Genomic DNA, 15,285 nt, shown 5'->3' on the forward strand with positions numbered 1-15,285 from the left:
TTCGATCTTCGTTGGTGCAGAGCGCGGATCACTCGGTTGAGTCGATCAGTCGATGTGAAGGGGAGGACGCGAGCGAAATGGTCGACGACCGTCCACCTGGTACGCCGGAGCCAACGAGTCATACCTACGAGTGTTCGGTCCGGGGGTGTCCGGAGACAGCGTACTCCGATCGGCCGCCAATATGCCCTGAGCATAGGATTCGCATGAGGCGCGCATAGCAACCTCCTCTGCGCTATGCGATTACGCCGGTCCTCGCTGTATCGCTCGGAGCGACGCCCCGTAGCCGCGAGCGCTGGTAATGGAGGCCGCGTAGGCCGTTAGTGCCAATAGCGCGAACGTGGCAGGAAACAAGAATGACAACAGTTGACCCTGCGTCCGCCACACGATGAGCGTGCTCAACATCGCCAGAACGATGAAGACGAAGAACAGGATGCAGTACATGTCGAGGCGGGTACGGAACTGGTCGTGATGGGTTCGGATTCTCTCCGGAATCCTGTCGTATCTGCGCATTACGAGACCTTCTAGGTCTCCGTCTGCGAGTTCGAGGGCATCCTCGGCGGAGCGGAGTACATTACCCAGCTTCGTTGGCAGTATTCTATGCTCCGCGGGAAAATCGTCGAGCCTCTTCGAGAGGCGGTCGAACCGCGCAAGATCCTGGGGTGCCGCGAACTGACGCCACCCGAGACGTCGCGCCTCATCCTTGTCAGCTTGAGAGTGTACTCCGCGACGCCGATATACGTCGTCCTCAAGAATTGTCAATATCGAGCGTGGGATATTTCGGCTGAGCATCCGCTCGTGGGCTCGGCGGAACGCTCGCTTCTCCTGCTTGTCCCGCTGATTAGAAATCTTGCGAACTCGACGAAGCTGAATTTCTATCAGCACATGTGCGACGATCGCTCCAAGGCTGCTGGCGCCCCAGTAGCCTTCAAGAAATCGGATCACCTCAAACGAGAACGCCTGAACAATGATGGCCGTGAGAATCAACGCAAATAAGAGAATGACAATTATGCCGAACGGCTTCTCGGCCAATGCCAGAATGGCTGCACCGATGTCGACGCTAGCCAGAGCGGCCAGTTGTAGGAGTAGGGCGGCACAGCCCACGAGCATGGTCGCCGGAAGCCAAGCGCTCAGGCTGAGTTGATCCAGGATCTTGCGGAGAAACTCGGACAACCCCTCGGGGGGTGCTGGCGCGTCGTTCTTCGCTAGCTCGGCGGCACCAGCGGCTGGAGGCCCGGCAGCGCCGGTACTGCTCGTAGGCCCAGTCGACACTGTTGCATCCTCTTACCTCGTGGCCCGATCCTTGCGGCAACGCGCCGACGGAGTCCGGTGCCGCCCAGTGTTGATCTGCATGGACTTCAGCAAGCTTGGTTGCGCCGTTGGTTCCGCCGTCGGTCGGGCGTGCGGAGCAAGGCCGCACCGGCGGTAGGGGTGCAAGCACGCACTTCGCTTGCGGCCCTACCGTCGGTGTGGCATCCCTTCAGGGCGACCGAGGGACGGTGGAGCCCGCCCACGCCACCCCAAAACGGGAGTCGATGTCGTTGGCCGCCCCGCCGGAGGGAGGGACGGGTCCGGGCGGAGCCCGGGTTCTTGGGTCTGTTGTTGTCGGTGGTCGTAGGCACACTAGGGAGATGGTGCAGGCAAGAATTGCTGAGATTGCCGGGATGCAGGACCGGATCGCGGCGTCTGCGGTTGCCGGCGCCGACGCACTTCTGCGTAGCGGCGCCGGACTGCCGCGCCCGACGATTCACATGCTCTGCGCGGGTCTCGAACCGCCGTACGTGGGCTATCTGACGTGTCGGACTTCGTTGGCTGGTCGGGACTCGGCGAGTGCGGTCGGCCTGATGGGGCGGCTACCAGCTGTTGTGGCGGCCACGCATCTCGTGATTGTTTGGGAGTACGCGTGGCTCCACACGGCACTGGAGCCTTCCGGCGGACGGACACCGACGGGGCTCGTCGTGGTCGAGGCATCGATGACCGACCATGCGGTGCGGTGGCATCCATTCCACATTAGTCCCGGGCGGGTGGAGTGGGGCCCTGCTGGTCGGTTCTCGGGCGCGGTTCTGCCGCTACCCGTTGAGGACCTGCTGAGCATGTGGCGGCGCAGCATCGACGACGAGGTGGAGGCAACCGTTGAGATGTTGGAGCGGGCCGGCTATCTCCTGAGGTGGGCTGCCCGGTTCTGATGGTGGTAGTCGCCTACCGGGGATTGATCCAAGCCGCTCGATCCGAGGTGAAGAATGACGGCGGGTCGTACAGCAGGACATAGTCTCCGCTGCTTGCGTTCTCGTCTTCGAAGCAGACCGTGCCCTCGATGCTGCCGCCTGGAACGAGTTCGCCACTGCCCAGATGGGCGTCGTCTCCCCCGAAGAATGTGATGTTGACGATCGCCCCGGCCGGGTTCTGCATCTCCCAGTCGAAAATGCCGTAGCTGACCTGATCGTCGGAGTCGTTGGCGTACATCACCGTCGCACAGAGTGTCGAGCCGAACGTGGAGCTTCCGGGGCTGAGGGGCGCGGCGACGACGGTGACCCCATCAATGGTGACGCTGCCGCCAGCCGCCGTGACTACGTCTCCGGGCTGAGCCCCAGGGAACGCGGGGGCCGTCGGCTGGGCGGGGGCCGCCGGCTGCGCGGGGACTGCGGGCGTGATGGTGTTGGCGGCTTGCTGTCGTGTTGAGGCGCTGCCGGTGGTGTTGGGGGCACTGGGCTCGCGGGAGCCGATGGCGCTCACGCAGGAGCCGAAAAGGAACAGGCCGAGGACCCCGGCCCCGATCCGCGCACCCCACCCGAATCTGCGCGGCGGAGGCGGCGGCGGGCCGTAGGCGGAGGGCGGACCCCAATGCGGTGACGGCTGTCCGCCGGGTCCGATTGGGTATTGCTGCTGCCCGGGATACTGCTGCTGCGTCCACGCTTGCTGGGACCACACCTGTCGGGCCTGCTCAGGACTCATGTTCGGCTGGCCGGGCTGCTGCCATCCCTGCCCACCCTGGGGGTCGTTCGGCGAGGTGGGGTAGGGCGGGTAGGTCACGGCGTGCTCCATCAGGCGGCAGTGTCATTCAGACAGCCTGTCGTCTCGTCCCGGATGTCCGTTAACACCGGTCACCGATGCGGGTCCCGGTGACGTCGTGTGCTCGACCCGTTTCTGACCGCTCAACGTTCGAGGGCCTTGCCGTCCTCGAGCTGGACGACGTCGGCTGTGGTGCGTTCGTCTTCCTGGGCCCACTGGGCCAGCTGCGCTGCCCGGCTTTCCTCGGCCGAGCGGGACGCCTCGTGGGCGACCTGCTCCGCTTCCGCAGCGTGACGCTGCTCGATCATGCGGAGGGTGTCCTGCGCCCTCGCGACCAGCTCGGCGGTCTCGTCAACCTCCCGGATCGGGAGCCGCCGGCGCGGCTCGGGGGTGTCGAAGCGTGTCTCGTTGCGCTCGTCGTCCTGGTCGTCGGGGTGGATCTCGCGGTGCTGGTCGTCGTCGGCCTGGGCGGCGCGGTGGGCGTCGAGCCAATCGTCAGCGGTGATGCGATCGCTGGTGTCGTACGGGTCGATGCCGCGGGCGCGTAGTTCGGACGCCGAGCGGTGGGCGTTGTCGCGGGTGACTGCGGTGTCGACGTACCAGCGACCGCGGGCCTCGTCGGCGGCATCGAGTCCGGTGATCCGGTCGATCAGCTCGGCCGCGGTACGTGCCGCCTGCTCGGCGGCGGCCTGGAGCTGCTCGCGGTCGGGGCCGGTGGCGGCGTTGGCGCGGGCAGCCCAGACCGTGGCGTCGACGCGGGCCTTGTCCGCCTGCTCGTGCGCGGCGGCCAGCTCGTCGGCGACGTCGGCGGGGGCGCGTTCCTCCTCCAGCTGCATCGCGCGGACGCGGGCGCGTAGACGGCCGTCGGACATGTCGGCCTCCTCGGCGCCGACGTCGAGCAGCCGCAACTCCTCGTGCGCCTTACGAAACAGCGCGGCCTTCTCGACGAGTCCGCGGGCGGGTGCGCGACCGAGCGGGTCGTCCTCGTCGGTGTGGCCGGCCAGCTCACGCCAGGCGGCGGCCCAGCCGGCGCGGCGCTCCCATTCCAGCCGACCCGTCACGTCCTCGTCCTGGGCGGGGACCGGGCCGAGCGCGTCGAGGGCCCAGCGCGGGGGATCGGTGGCGGCCTGGGCGCCGAGCTCGTGGCGGCGGGTCTCGGCGTCGTCGGCGCGGGCTTGGAGCCAGTCGCGGCGGCGCCCGGCGTCGACCTGGGTGGGGATGAGGTCCGTAGCGCTGTCGATCCGCGGGGTGAGCTGGCCGTGCAGGGCGTGGGTGATGCGGTGGTGCAGCACCTTCGCCGGGGACGTCGCCCCGTCGAGGCTGCGGGCCTCGGCGGCGGCGGTGAGGACCTGGGCGGGATCGTGGCCGGCCAGCTCGGCGGTGCGCAGCAGCCGCTCCAGGCTGCCGAGCGCCTCGTCGGCGGCCAGGGCGCGACGGTCGGCGGGGGAGAGGGCGCCGGTCGCGGCGAGCTGGTCGAGGGTGGCGGCGGTGCGGCCGGCGGTGACCTGTGCGGAGAGGTCGATGAGCCGGTCGAGATGGGTCATCGTCGAGCGGGTGGCGAGTTCGGCGGCCTCGCGGTCGGCGGTAGCGGTGCGCTCGGCCCGGTCGTTGTCGAGCACGTCGGACAGGACGGCGCGCGGGGTGCGGGCCATCGTCTTCGTGGCCTCACCGGTCGGGGCATCGGCGGCGAGTGCGGTGGTCACGACCCACGCGGTGTTGGCGTCGCGGCCGCGGGTCATCGGGACGAGCAGGCCGGCGGTGTCGGTCCCGGCGCCGAACACCCCGTGCGCGGTGTCGACGGTGCGCCCCTCGGCGGCGTGCGCGGTCGCGGCGTAGGCCAGGGTGACGTGCTCGGCGACGTAGCGGGCGGGCAGGTGCATCGGCGTGCCCAGCGCCTCGCCGAACTGGCTCACTTGCTCGGGCGGGGTGTCGTCGGCGGCGCGGCCAGTGATCGGGGCGACCGTGAGCCCACCGTCGGCGCGCACGGCGACGACGCGGAAGGTGTCGCGGTTGATCGGGGCGCGCTCGTTGCCCTCAAACCCGGCAAGGTGCCAGGCGTTGCGGCGGGCCTGGACGAGATCCCCGACGCCGGCGGTGACGCCCTCCCAGCCGTCCATCCCCAGCGGCACCCCTGCCTCGTCGACCTTGCCCAGGTCGACCAGCTCCGCGCGCAGCCCCGCCGAGACGCGGGCGGCGGTGGCGTTGTCGCGCACCATCAGCAGCGACTCCCGCCCGGACAGGGTGTCGGCGAGCCACGCCCGCGCCGCGGCGGCCTCGGCCTGCTCGGCGGTGCCGCCGTCGCGCAGCCGGCCGTGCTTGGCGTACTCGTCGAGCACGGAGACGTCCCCGTCGCGCAGCCGCAGCGACGCTGCGCGCTCCCACTCGGCGGAGAACCGCCGCACCTCGGCCAGCTCGTAGCGCAGCCCGTGCTCGGCGATGTCGGCGAGCGCGCCGCCCGGCCCGACGGCGGCGAGCTGGCGCGGGTCGCCCACCAGCAGCAGCTTCGCGCCCGCCTCGCCGCAGCGGCGCTGGATCTCGGCGAGGTGGTCGGTCCCGGCCATGTTCGCCTCGTCGACGACCACCAGGTCCCCGCTGCGGAGTCGCCACTCCTCGTCCGGGGCCGATCCGCCGTCGAGCCGGCGCTGCGCGCCCAGCCATGCGGTGGTGTTGGCCGCGGCGGACACGCCTTCCTCGGTAAGCACCCGGGCGGCGATCTGGGACGGCGCGAGCCCGAACACCCGGCGCTGCTCCCCTTCGGCGGTCCGGGTGGTCCACGACTCGGCCAGCGCGCCGACGACGAACGACTTGCCGGTGCCCGGCGCGGCGGAGAGCACCTCGACCCACGCGCCGGAGGTCAGCACGCCGTGCAGGGCGGCGGCCTGGTCGACGCCCAACTCCCGGCCGGCCGCGGTGTAGCTCTCCACGACGGCGGTTGCCTGAACATCACTCAGTGCCGCGGCCCCGCGCGTGACGGAGGCGGCCCGTAGTGCGGCCTCGGCCTGGAACTGCCCGTCCGTGCTGTAGCGGGCCGAGCCAGGCCCCTCGAACGCCGACCGCCCGTCACGCAGCCGCAGCTCCTCGGGCCACTGGCTGGCGTCGGTCTCCGGGACGTGGCGCACCGCGCTGGCCAGGGCCTCGTCGCTGACGCCGTCGAGCAACGCCCGCACCTCCTCGGGCGCCACGCCCAGGTGGGCGGGCAGCTCGTCGGACACCGCCCGGATCAGGTCGGAGCGGGAGAACGAGGACCCGGTCTCCGCCACCCGCGCCAACGCGCGGTCGAGGACGTCCTGCGGCGACCAGGTTGCCGCGGCGTCGACCTGCTGGCGCAGCGCGAGCACGTCGTGGGCGACCTGGCCCAGCGTCGTGCCCACCTCGGCCTGGAGCTCGGTGGCCCAGCGGTCGAGCTGCTGGTCGCGGGTCTCGCCCTCGTGCGACTTGGCCGCGCGGGTGTGGAGCGTGGCCTGCATCGCGAGCCGGGTCCGCTGCAGCGCGTTCGGCTCGTGCCCGTACCGGGACTCGAACGCGTTGACCAGCTCCCGGGTGCGGGCGGACACCGCCCGGCGGCGGGAGGAGAACAGGTCCATGACCTCCTGCTGCACTCCGGCGACCTCGCGCGCCTTGCCGTCGGCGCGGGTCTGGAACCGCACACCGAGCGCCTGGGTCAGGTGGGCCTCCATCACCCGTTCCGCGATGGCTGCGGCGGCGCCGCGCATGGCGTGGATCGCGCGGGAGTCGAGCGTGCGCCACTCCCCGTCGGCGCACAGGATGCGGTTGAGGATCGCCTGGTGCACGTGCAGCTGTGGATCGCGGTCGCGGGAGTCGTGCTGCAGGAACTGCGCGACGACGAACCCGTCCGAGTCGATCCACCGCCCGGCGCCCCCGCCGTGGTGGCCGACGCGGGAGTAGCCGGCCTCATCCTCGAGGTACCGGATCGCGGCTGTGGCACCGGCCATTACGGCGTCCTCGACGGCCTTGGCGTGCGCCGCCCACGCCGCGGAGGCCTCGTGGTCGCCGACCGCCGCGGCGTCGCTAGCGGCCCGCTCAAACGCGACGGCCAGGACCGTGACCGACTTCGGCGCGGAGAACGTGGCGTCGATGAACGACACGGCCTGACGGGCGGACCGCTCGGCCTGGGCCAGCAGCGCGGCGCGCTCCTCGGGGCCGGCCTCCGGCTGAGCCTCCAGCAGCTGCTCGTAGATCTGCTCCGGCGTCCGGTACTTGCGATGGGGGGCGGCCAGCGCGGCCGCCTCGTTCCACGTCGACCGCGAGTGAGTCGCGGCGTCGCGGGGGTCGAGGAGGTGCGTGTAGACCGCTTCCATCAGGTCGGAGTCGACCGTGCCGTGCAGGCCCAGTCGCTCGGCCCCGGCACCGGCCCACCGCCCCGGCGGCTCGCCGGCATCGACTGCGCCCGTGTAGTAGCTCTCCCGGCCGGCCGCGACGGCGCCGGTCAGATAGCCGACGTCGTGGCCGGTCGCCAGGCTCAGCATGACGGCACCCGGCCGATCCAGTGACCGTCCGTAGCTGATGGCGCGACGCTGCAGTGGGGCGTGTAGTTGATCTTCGCCGCGGCCCGCCAGGGCTCGCGGCGGGTACCGGGGGATCCGGATGCCTGGGTGTGCTGGAACTTCGGATCTTGGTCTTTGTCTGTCGGTTGATCTTCGGGTGCTTGGTGGTCGTCGTTCGTGTGTGTCGTGGTCGTGAGTGTTCGGGTCGTGGGGTTCTGATCGGTCGTCGCGTTCGGTGAAGTCGTCATCGTTGGCTCCGGTACTGGTCGTGATCGTGTCGTTCGGCTGCTGCGAGCTGATCGGGCGTCGGTACGGGAGCCGGGTCATGTCGGCCGGAGTCGATCCAGGCGGCGGCGATCTGCGCGGCGGCCGGGGCCAGGGGGACGGGAGTCGGCGGTACCGCGCGGCGGGCGCCGGGTAGGTGCAGCGACAGCTCGCAGTTGCCGATCTCCTTCGTGAGCCGCCGAACGACACCGGGGCGCTGGCGGTCGTGCCAGTCCGCGGCGCGCTGCCAGGAACCGCGGTCGGTGTCGTAGGCGTCGGCGTGCGCGCAGCGCAGCCACCACAGCTCCTCGACGGCGTCGGCGTGCCAGAGCCAGCAGGTCGGCAGCCACGTGCCCTGATAGCGGAGATAGACCCGGTTGAGCCACTCCACGAGATCGCCGAGCTGGGCGGAGGCGACGACCGGGTCGTCGGCGAGCAGCCACGACCCCGGGGCCCGCTCCGCGTCCGGCTCGGCCGCACCACCGACGCGGCGGGCCATCGTGTGGACGTCGGCGCAGAGCTGCTGGACGAGCGTCTCCAGCTCGCTGACCCGGCGTGCGGTGCGGGCGTGCTCGCGGCCCAGCGCCGCGTCGCGTGAGTCCGGGGCGGTCATGTCGGCTCCCGGTAGTCGCCGGCCTCGGTCGTGGTGTCGTCGACGTGCCAGATCGCGAGCTGCTCGGCCCGCTCCTGCTCGTCCTGGTCGGCGACGATGCGGGCCAGCAGCGCCTCCTTGTCGGCCAGGAACTCGGTCCGGGCGGCGTCGTCGGCGACTGCGCCGGGGCGGGTCAGGTCTCGTAGGCGGGCGGTGAGTGCGGCGATCTCGCGCACGCTCGGCATCTCGGCCATCAGTTCCTCCAGCCCTCGTCGGGTCGGGCGGTGGCCCACACCGGGAGGTCGCGGGCGATCGGCGCCACCTCGTGTGCGGGGGAGAAGGGCGGGCGGGTGAGCCACGCCCACGCGCGGCGCGGCCGCTCCCACCGTCCACCCGTCCGGGATAGGGCACGGACATCCCGGCGTCGCCACGCCATGTCGACGGTCCCGACGACCGGCGGCATCCCGCGGCGGAAGGTCACCACGCGCCCGGCGGGCAGGTTCGCGATCTGCGCGGGTGCCACGACCGGGACCTTGCGGACTGTGCGGGAGGCGACCCGCCCGTGCAGGTCGGTGGTGGTGATCGGCTCGTCGCGCTCCCCGCCGAGCGTGGCCCAGAAGTTGAGGTCGTCGCGGTCGCGGGTGCCACCGAACACCATGACTGACCCGGCGTTGTTGAGGGTCGTCGCGGCGTCGTGCTGGCCGTAGCGGGCGAGCAACTGCGCCCGGGACTGGAACGCGCTGATGATCGTCACCCCGCGCCCGCCCATGTCCGCGCTCCACGACTGGAGCGGGACCGGCGAGATCAGGGCGGCCTCGTCGAGCGCGAGGGTCAGCGGCGGGTCGAGCCGCCCACCCGGGCAGCCGGCGGCGATCCGGCGGGCCTCTCGGGCCACATGCCCGGTCAGAGCACACACGAGCGGCGCGGCCTGGGTCTCCTCAGCGCCCAGCAGGTACACCGTCGCGCGGGACGCCAGCAGCTCGGCGACGTCGAACGGCGTTGAGCCCTCGGCGGCCGCCGCGGCCGCGGAGCTGGTCAGCCAGCCCAGCGCGGGCATGATCGTGGAGGTGATCGAGCTGCGGGTGCGGTCGTTGGTCGAGATGAATTGCCGGGCCTCCTGCACGAACGCGTCCTCGGGCGAGCGGCGCAGCAGCGACTCCACCCGCCCGGCGCTGTCGGGGTCGGCGACCCAGCCCAGCACGTCGCGCATGTGCAGCCCGCCCAGCGCGGCGGCGTGCATCAGCGCGGCCAGCACCCGCCGGCCCTGGGCGTCCCAGAACTCCCGGTCGCCGCTCCCGCCGCGGGAGGCGCCGAGCATGTCGGCCGCCCGCTCCGCCGCGGTCGTGGGATCGGTGCACCCGGTGAGCGGGTCGAACGTGATCGTGGACGCCAGGCCGGCCATCCCGACGGCGTTGAACACGTAGACAGGACCCTTGCTACCGCGCAGCGGCGCGGTGATGTCGAGCAGGTCGATCCGAGTGCTGGTGACCAGCACCGCCCCAGAGGCGTCGATGATCCGTCCGGCGAGCCACTGGGTCTTGCCCGTCCGCGGCCCGCCGAATACGACGATGAAGTCCTCGACCGACGCCCACACCGACTGCGCACCGACGCGGCACAGCCGTACCGCCACCTCGACGGCCGGGAGCCGTAGGAGCTGGAGCCACCGGGCGCGCCGAGTCGTCTGCGCGAGCGATGGGCGGACGCTGGCTGCCTTGCGGCGCATCGCCGGCGCGCTCGCCACCCGGGCGATGTCCATCGTCGAGGCGACGCCCGCCTTGCGCCGGGATATGGCGCTCCAGCGGGTGATCGTCGCGGCAGTGCGGGCGTGCCGGTGCCACAGCACGCCCACCAGGACGACCCCGACGGCGACGACCGCCCAGGCCGGCGTCTGCTTGAGCAGCGTGACGGCCGGGAGCGCTGCCACGAGGATCAATGCGGTCGCCATGGCGCGCGCACCACGTCGCCAGGCGAGGGCCGACCCGGCGAGCAGGGCCAGCAGGATCACGAGCGTCGAGCCGTTCATTCCGGATCTCCTGAGTCGAGGACGTGCCCGTTGGAGGTGGCGCGGGTGCGTTGCAGCAGCTGCCGCGCTTCGTGCTCGGTGACGCCCAGCTCCCGGGAGAGTCGGCGCCGTCCTGCTCCGGCCGCGATGAGGTCGCCGGCCCGGTCGTGCGGCGGCTGCTGTCGGGACTCGGGCGGGGCGTCGGCCGGTCGGCCCACGAGGACGGCCAGGTGCACCACCGCCCCGAGGACGGCCGGCGCGACGGACGAGACGGCGACGACCACCCACCAGGCGGGCGCGACGGTGTAGGCGGCCAGGCCGTGCCCGAGTGCGTTGGCCGCGACCGACAGCGCGAGCAGCGTCAGGGCGAGAGTGCGGGCGAACCGCCGTGCGGCGTCGGCGGCGGGACCGCCCAGCCACACCAGCGACCCGGCCGCGGCGCCCGCGTCGACGACCACCGGCAGCAGCCAGGCCAGCATCGGGGCAAATCCGCACAGCAGGGCCAGGTCGCGCAGCGCGGCGAACGACAGCACCGCAGCGGCGCCCGCCACCACCGCGAGCAGTCCGTAGAGCACGGCCCGGGCCCTCATGACGGCTCCTCGACGCCGATGTGCGAGATCGACGCCCAGAACGCGTGCGTCCTCCGCAGCGCCGGGGTGAGGTCGTCACGCAGCAGGGCCAGCAGCTCGGCGGCCTCGGCCAGCCGAGCGTGCGGGTCCACGGACCGGGTGTCGTCGTAGACGTCATGGCCCTCGCCGTAGCGGGCCACCTGACGGCGCAGCACGTTCGCCACGTCCTGCAGGGCTGACAACGTCGCCGCCATCTCGCCGGCCAGCGCGTAGAAGTCGGCGTGGTCCGGCTCGGCGTCGAGCTGGGCCCGCGCCGCCTCGCCCCACGAGGTGGCACCCAGGTCGGCGTGCTCGGACGCGTTCATGCCGCACCCCGCTGCCTGGCGGCGCGGACGTCCTGCGCCCACCGCTCCGCCGTCCGCACGGTCACCCCGAACGTCGCGGCCACCTCGACGACGCGACCACCGGCCCGGATGGCGGCACGGCCCGCCTCCGCCGACCCACGAACGACCCGAGGACGGCCACCTGCGGCCAGGCGCCGGCTGTGTCGACGGCGCTCGGCCGGGGTCAAGCCACCGGCGATCCCGTCGGTCAGCGCGCCGAGCGCGAACGAGAGGCATTCCGCCCGGACGCAGCACCCGCCGCACACCGCCTTGGCCTCCTGCACCTGCCGCTCCGCCACCGGTCCGGAGTCCGCGACCGGGAAGAACAGCTCTGGGTCGACCCCGTCCCGGCATGCGGCCCACGACCGCCATTCCCGCGGGCTCATCCCACTGCTCCGCTCTCGCCCGGGGCGTTGGTCAGGGCCGGCGTCGCGGCGTCGTCGACGACACCCACGAACGTCGCGACCGCACCGGGCAGGCCCTCGCCGACCGGCGTCCCGACGAACAGCACGAGCGCGATCAGGGAGAACACGACCGCCCCGGCCGGGACCCGCGCCTTCGCGCAGATGAACGCGGCCAGCACCGCGAAGAAGATGAGCACTCCGACGTTCTCCATGACCCGTCACCCCTGCCCGATGTGTGCGAGCGACCGGACGGCGCTCGGGTCCTTAGGCGAGTGCACGCGCATCGCCCGCTCGATGACCGCGCGCTCGCGCCACCGCGCGGCCTGCTGCCGCGCCACCAGCTCGGCGGCCAGGGCCGCCCGCCATACCGGCCGCAGCTGGGTCAGCTCGAACAGCTGCGACCACGCCCGCGCCTCGGACTCGAACAGCAGCGCGAGGCGCTCTGCCCGTGCCTCGGCGAACGGGTCGGCCAGCAGCTGCTCCCGGAGCCGCAGAACCCGCTCCAGCGCCTCGTCGAGGTGCATGAGGACGCTGCTCATCGCTCCACCACCCAGCTGGCGGCGTCGACGACGACGCCCTCGGCCATCGCGGCCTCGGTCATCTCGTCGACGATCTTCGCCGGGACGATCAGGCGACCCCGCACCTTCAGCGCCGGGAACTGCCCGTCCGCGATCGCGCGGTAGACCGTCATCGACGACATGCCGAAGATCCGGGCCACCTGCGCCACGCTGTAGAACCGCGGTGCGGTGCTCACTGCTCGTGCGTCACGCCCGGCCCGGGTTGGCGTCCACCTGGGCTTCTCGGTCTCGTTCGGTTGCATGTGCCCGACCCCTGTCGAGTCCGCGGACTCGGCCAACCCGGGTCCGTCGGCTCCCTACTCTCAACAGATCGCTGGGATTTCCACACCGCATGGCAGGACTTCTACAGACGTCCTTGCTAGGATAAGTCGTCCCTATGCGTCCTCGGGAGGCTGTCGTGCCGGTCAATGAACGCCTGCGCGACGCGCTGCAACGCGCGGGTCTGAGCGCCGACAACGTTGCCGAGGAGCTGAAGGTCGACGCCAAGACGGTCGAGCGGTGGATCACCCAGGGCCGCTCTCCGTACCCGAAGTACCGGGGCAAGCTCGCGGCGATGCTTCGCGAGACCGAGCGCTACCTGTGGCCCGACGCGTTCAGCCCGGACCGGGCGGCAGCAGCTGACGAGTCCGAGGTCGTCCGCATCTACCCGCACCGCAACGACATCCCGCACGAGCTGTGGAGCCGGCTGCTCAGCTCGGCCACGGCACGGATCGACGTGCTCGTCTACGTCGGCATGTTCTTGACGGAGGACCCGGCGTTCGTTCCGGCGCTGCGCGCGAAGGCTACGGCCGGCGCGCGGGTGCGGCTGCTTTACGGGGAACCCAACAGCCGCGAGGTCATCCGCAGGAGCACGGACGAGGGGATCGGCAAAGCGACGATCTCGGCGAAGATCCGCAATGCGCTGGCGCTGGTCCGGCCGCTTGACGGCGAGCCCGGCGTCGAGATTCGGTGCCACTCGACGACGCTGTACAACTCGATCTACCGCTACGACGACGAGATGATCGTCAACCCGCACGTTCTCGGGATCACTGCGCCGCACGCCCCGGCACTGCACCTGCGCCGGCTGTCGGCCGGCGATCTCTTCGGGACCTACGCGCAGAGCTTCGACCGCGTCTGGGAGACGGCGAAGCCGCCGAAGTGGTAGCAAGGCGGCGTGCCGAAGACCGACTACCTCGATGACCCGTCCGCGCCCCGGCCGAACAGCCTCGTCGTCGGGGTGACCGCGTTCGTCCAGGACGACGCCGGCCGCGTGCTGCTGATCAAGCGTGCAGACAACGGCCAGTGGGCGTTGCCCGGCGGGGGGCAGGAGGTGGGGGAGTCGACGCCCGCTGCCGCGATCCGCGAGACGTTGGAGGAAACAGGTATCGACGTCGAGATCACCGGCCTCGTCGGCATCTACTCGTATCCGGGCCACGTCATCGCCTACGACGACGGCGAGGTACGGCAAGAGTTCTCGATCTGCTTCCGCGCCCAGCAGATTGGTGGATCGGCGACGATCAGCAACGAGTCGACGCAGGTGCACTGGGTGGAGCCGTCGGCGATCGACGGCCTAACCATGCACCCACGCATGCGTGTGCGGATCGAGGACGGACTACGCGGAGACCCTCAGCCGTACTTGGGCTGAGGAATCCCGGCCGCGGTGTAGCGCCCAATGGTCCGCTCGACCGCGGCGACCAGCTCGGGTTGAGCGACGTCGAGAAACCTGCCGACGAGGCTCTCCGGTCCGTAGCGGTTCCGGATCTCCGCCAGCCGGTCGTCGACCGTCAGCCGCTGTCCGTCCGGGCCCGTGACCATGTCGCAGTACCAGAGGGCATCGCGGACAGGTGTCTCCTCGTCGGGGAACTCGGCGACGTCCGCACCGCAGTCACGCAGCTCGGCCTCCTTCAGCGCACACGAGTGACGTGCGACAAGGGCGCAGAGCCGGGTCGGCATTCCCAGTGCCTGTAGGAACCGGGCGCCGTCGAGCGGGTGGAACATCGTGGTGGCCAGGGTGGGCGCGTACCCGATGTCGTGCAGGACAGCTGCGGTAACCAGCAGCTCGCCATCGTCTAAAGCTGGTGCGATTCGTCGGGCCTCGGCGGCAACTGCCTGCACGTGAGCCCACCGGCGAGGCATAGGCCCGCTCAGATGCTGTTCGGCCAGCTGCGCCAATTCCACGTCGGCAATCTAGGTGCCATCCTTCAACCCCGCTTGCGCGGGGCTCCAGTTCATATGGAGACACGCTCTAGCGGGAGTGTCTAGCCCCGCCACAGTCGAAGTGTCCAGCTTCCCGATAGGTTGGGGCTTAGGCGGCCCCTCCATCCTCCGCCTCCACCCCCGCCGTACATCATCCCAAGGACCGCGCCTATCGCGGCTATAATTATCAGCCAGCCAATCGGCGTGGCGAAGAAGAAGCCCCATCGGCGCCACGGCAGATCGTCAGCGCATGATTGAATCGCCTTCTGAATTGAAGCGCTTTGGTCCCCAGCCGTCGTTTCGGCGTGAGACTGGGCTGTAGCAGTTAGGTAGCTTGTAACCTCAGGCTCGATCAGTGGAACGTCTTCGAACGTAATTCCTTGCACTTCGCTGATCTCATTCACGCGTTGCTGGATCGGCGGTTCGTTTGGCGCAAGTACTGATCCACAATCGATGACCTCGGTTGCAGAAGTTAACGTCCACTCAAATGACCCCGACCATAGGCCACGCTGGCTGCCCTTTCCGATCTCCACTGCCCGAACCGGGGTAACGGACGCCGTTCGTATCTCGCTGACTTGATGTTCGCTGGCCCAGTTAAACGCTGGAATCGATGCGATACCAAATGAGACAAGCACTACTAGGGCGATAAGCGGACGGCTCACTAGGTACCGCTGCAAATCTGTGTCGACGTCGCGTCTCCGGGCAGCAGATCCACGGTGACTCCTCAGGGCATCCTGTTGGGGCTGATCACTCGACTAGAAGTCGACGTGTCAACCGGCTGTCGCTACGACAGCGGGAAGCGTTACT

At 70.6% G+C, this 15,285-nt stretch carries 16 protein-coding genes; 3 read left to right on the plus strand and 13 right to left on the minus strand.

The genetic code is table 11. The features are described 5' to 3' along the window. Positions 1–240: 240 nt before the first annotated feature. Positions 241–1,170, minus strand: a complete 930-nt coding sequence (locus tag PHY01_RS04855; RefSeq protein WP_141277309.1) for a hypothetical protein — start codon at positions 1,168–1,170, stop codon at positions 241–243. Between the two features lie 458 nt (positions 1,171–1,628). Here PHY01_RS04855 and PHY01_RS04860 point away from each other — a divergent pair, with 458 nt between their 5' ends. Beyond that, entirely contained in the window at positions 1,629–2,183 is a 555-nt protein-coding gene (locus tag PHY01_RS04860; protein ID WP_141277310.1) for a hypothetical protein, read from the plus strand. Positions 2,184–2,196: 13 nt separating this feature from the next. On the opposite strand, the gene PHY01_RS04865 is transcribed toward PHY01_RS04860, so the two are convergent. The 11 genes from PHY01_RS04865 to PHY01_RS04915 all read right to left on the minus strand — a co-directional run bounded on the left by PHY01_RS04865 (position 2,197) and on the right by PHY01_RS04915 (position 12,479). Beyond that, on the minus strand, positions 2,197–3,039 hold the full coding sequence (locus PHY01_RS04865) for a DUF4352 domain-containing protein (protein WP_170183637.1): 843 nt from the start codon (positions 3,037–3,039) through the stop codon (positions 2,197–2,199). Positions 3,040–3,149: 110 nt separating this feature from the next. Beyond that, on the minus strand, positions 3,150–7,493 hold the full coding sequence (mobF, locus tag PHY01_RS27890) for a MobF family relaxase (RefSeq protein ID WP_170183638.1): 4,344 nt from the start codon (positions 7,491–7,493) through the stop codon (positions 3,150–3,152). 262 nt (positions 7,494–7,755) lie between these two features. After that, on the minus strand, positions 7,756–8,388 hold the full coding sequence (locus PHY01_RS04875) for a hypothetical protein (RefSeq protein WP_141277313.1): 633 nt from the start codon (positions 8,386–8,388) through the stop codon (positions 7,756–7,758). Then, entirely contained in the window at positions 8,385–8,621 is a 237-nt protein-coding gene (locus tag PHY01_RS04880; protein WP_141277314.1) for a hypothetical protein, read from the minus strand. The genes PHY01_RS04875 and PHY01_RS04880 overlap by 4 nt, the downstream gene beginning before the upstream one ends. Then, a complete protein-coding gene (locus tag PHY01_RS04885) occupies positions 8,621–10,390 on the minus strand; it encodes a type IV secretory system conjugative DNA transfer family protein (RefSeq protein WP_141277315.1) in 1,770 nt (589 codons plus the stop codon). Before PHY01_RS04885 ends, PHY01_RS04880 begins: the two co-directional genes overlap by 1 nt. Further along, positions 10,387–10,959, minus strand: a complete 573-nt coding sequence (locus PHY01_RS04890; RefSeq protein WP_141277316.1) for a DUF2637 domain-containing protein — start codon at positions 10,957–10,959, stop codon at positions 10,387–10,389. The genes PHY01_RS04885 and PHY01_RS04890 overlap by 4 nt, the downstream gene beginning before the upstream one ends. Further along, the gene (locus PHY01_RS04895; RefSeq protein WP_141277317.1) at positions 10,956–11,303 is read right to left on the minus strand and encodes a hypothetical protein; all 348 of its coding nucleotides are present in this window, start codon (positions 11,301–11,303) and stop codon (positions 10,956–10,958) included. The genes PHY01_RS04890 and PHY01_RS04895 overlap by 4 nt, the downstream gene beginning before the upstream one ends. Continuing rightward, entirely contained in the window at positions 11,300–11,707 is a 408-nt protein-coding gene (locus PHY01_RS28070; protein ID WP_141277318.1) for a WhiB family transcriptional regulator, read from the minus strand. The genes PHY01_RS04895 and PHY01_RS28070 overlap by 4 nt, the downstream gene beginning before the upstream one ends. Further along, positions 11,704–11,937: a hypothetical protein gene (locus PHY01_RS04905; protein ID WP_141277319.1), complete on the minus strand. Its 234-nt coding sequence runs from the start codon at positions 11,935–11,937 to the stop codon at positions 11,704–11,706. Before PHY01_RS04905 ends, PHY01_RS28070 begins: the two co-directional genes overlap by 4 nt. Before the next feature lie 6 nt (positions 11,938–11,943). Beyond that, positions 11,944–12,264 carry a hypothetical protein gene (locus tag PHY01_RS04910; protein WP_141277320.1) on the minus strand — a complete coding sequence of 107 codons (321 nt, stop codon included), beginning with the start codon at positions 12,262–12,264 and terminating at the stop codon, positions 11,944–11,946. Continuing rightward, on the minus strand, positions 12,261–12,479 hold the full coding sequence (locus PHY01_RS04915) for a helix-turn-helix domain-containing protein (protein WP_246085706.1): 219 nt from the start codon (positions 12,477–12,479) through the stop codon (positions 12,261–12,263). Before PHY01_RS04915 ends, PHY01_RS04910 begins: the two co-directional genes overlap by 4 nt. 221 nt (positions 12,480–12,700) lie before the next feature. Between PHY01_RS04915 and PHY01_RS04920 the strand changes: the two genes are divergently transcribed. After that, positions 12,701–13,447 carry a helix-turn-helix domain-containing protein gene (locus PHY01_RS04920; RefSeq protein WP_141277322.1) on the plus strand — a complete coding sequence of 249 codons (747 nt, stop codon included), beginning with the start codon at positions 12,701–12,703 and terminating at the stop codon, positions 13,445–13,447. A gap of 9 nt (positions 13,448–13,456) precedes the next feature. Beyond that, entirely contained in the window at positions 13,457–13,927 is a 471-nt protein-coding gene (locus tag PHY01_RS04925; protein WP_141277323.1) for an NUDIX hydrolase, read from the plus strand. Here PHY01_RS04925 and PHY01_RS04930 read toward each other — a convergent pair. Continuing rightward, positions 13,909–14,460, minus strand: coding sequence for an HD domain-containing protein (locus tag PHY01_RS04930; protein WP_246085707.1), 552 nt, complete (start codon positions 14,458–14,460; stop codon positions 13,909–13,911). The genes PHY01_RS04925 and PHY01_RS04930 overlap by 19 nt on opposite strands. Between the last annotated feature and the right edge of the window lie 825 nt (positions 14,461–15,285).

Origin of the sequence: Pseudonocardia hydrocarbonoxydans (genome assembly GCF_006539565.1) — a bacterium.
Lineage (GTDB): Bacteria > Actinomycetota > Actinomycetes > Mycobacteriales > Pseudonocardiaceae > Pseudonocardia > Pseudonocardia hydrocarbonoxydans.

What these genes read in the sequence shown, in the direction of transcription:
- PHY01_RS04880 (WP_141277314.1), bottom strand. Translation starts at nt 8,621, where the DNA reads ATGGCCGAGATGCCGAGCGTGCGCGAGATCGCCGCACTCACCGCCCGC.
- PHY01_RS28070 (WP_141277318.1), bottom strand. Translation starts at nt 11,707, where the DNA reads ATGAGCCCGCGGGAATGGCGGTCGTGGGCCGCATGCCGGGACGGGGTC.
- PHY01_RS04910 (WP_141277320.1), bottom strand. Translation starts at nt 12,264, where the DNA reads ATGAGCAGCGTCCTCATGCACCTCGACGAGGCGCTGGAGCGGGTTCTG.
- PHY01_RS04865 (WP_170183637.1), bottom strand. Translation starts at nt 3,039, where the DNA reads ATGGAGCACGCCGTGACCTACCCGCCCTACCCCACCTCGCCGAACGAC.
- mobF (WP_170183638.1), bottom strand. Translation starts at nt 7,493, where the DNA reads ATGCTGAGCCTGGCGACCGGCCACGACGTCGGCTATCTGACCGGCGCC.
- PHY01_RS04895 (WP_141277317.1), bottom strand. Translation starts at nt 11,303, where the DNA reads ATGAACGCGTCCGAGCACGCCGACCTGGGTGCCACCTCGTGGGGCGAG.
- PHY01_RS04885 (WP_141277315.1), bottom strand. Translation starts at nt 10,390, where the DNA reads ATGAACGGCTCGACGCTCGTGATCCTGCTGGCCCTGCTCGCCGGGTCG.
- PHY01_RS04875 (WP_141277313.1), bottom strand. Translation starts at nt 8,388, where the DNA reads ATGACCGCCCCGGACTCACGCGACGCGGCGCTGGGCCGCGAGCACGCC.
- PHY01_RS04890 (WP_141277316.1), bottom strand. Translation starts at nt 10,959, where the DNA reads ATGAGGGCCCGGGCCGTGCTCTACGGACTGCTCGCGGTGGTGGCGGGC.
- PHY01_RS04905 (WP_141277319.1), bottom strand. Translation starts at nt 11,937, where the DNA reads ATGGAGAACGTCGGAGTGCTCATCTTCTTCGCGGTGCTGGCCGCGTTC.
- PHY01_RS04860 (WP_141277310.1), top strand. Translation starts at nt 1,629, where the DNA reads ATGGTGCAGGCAAGAATTGCTGAGATTGCCGGGATGCAGGACCGGATC.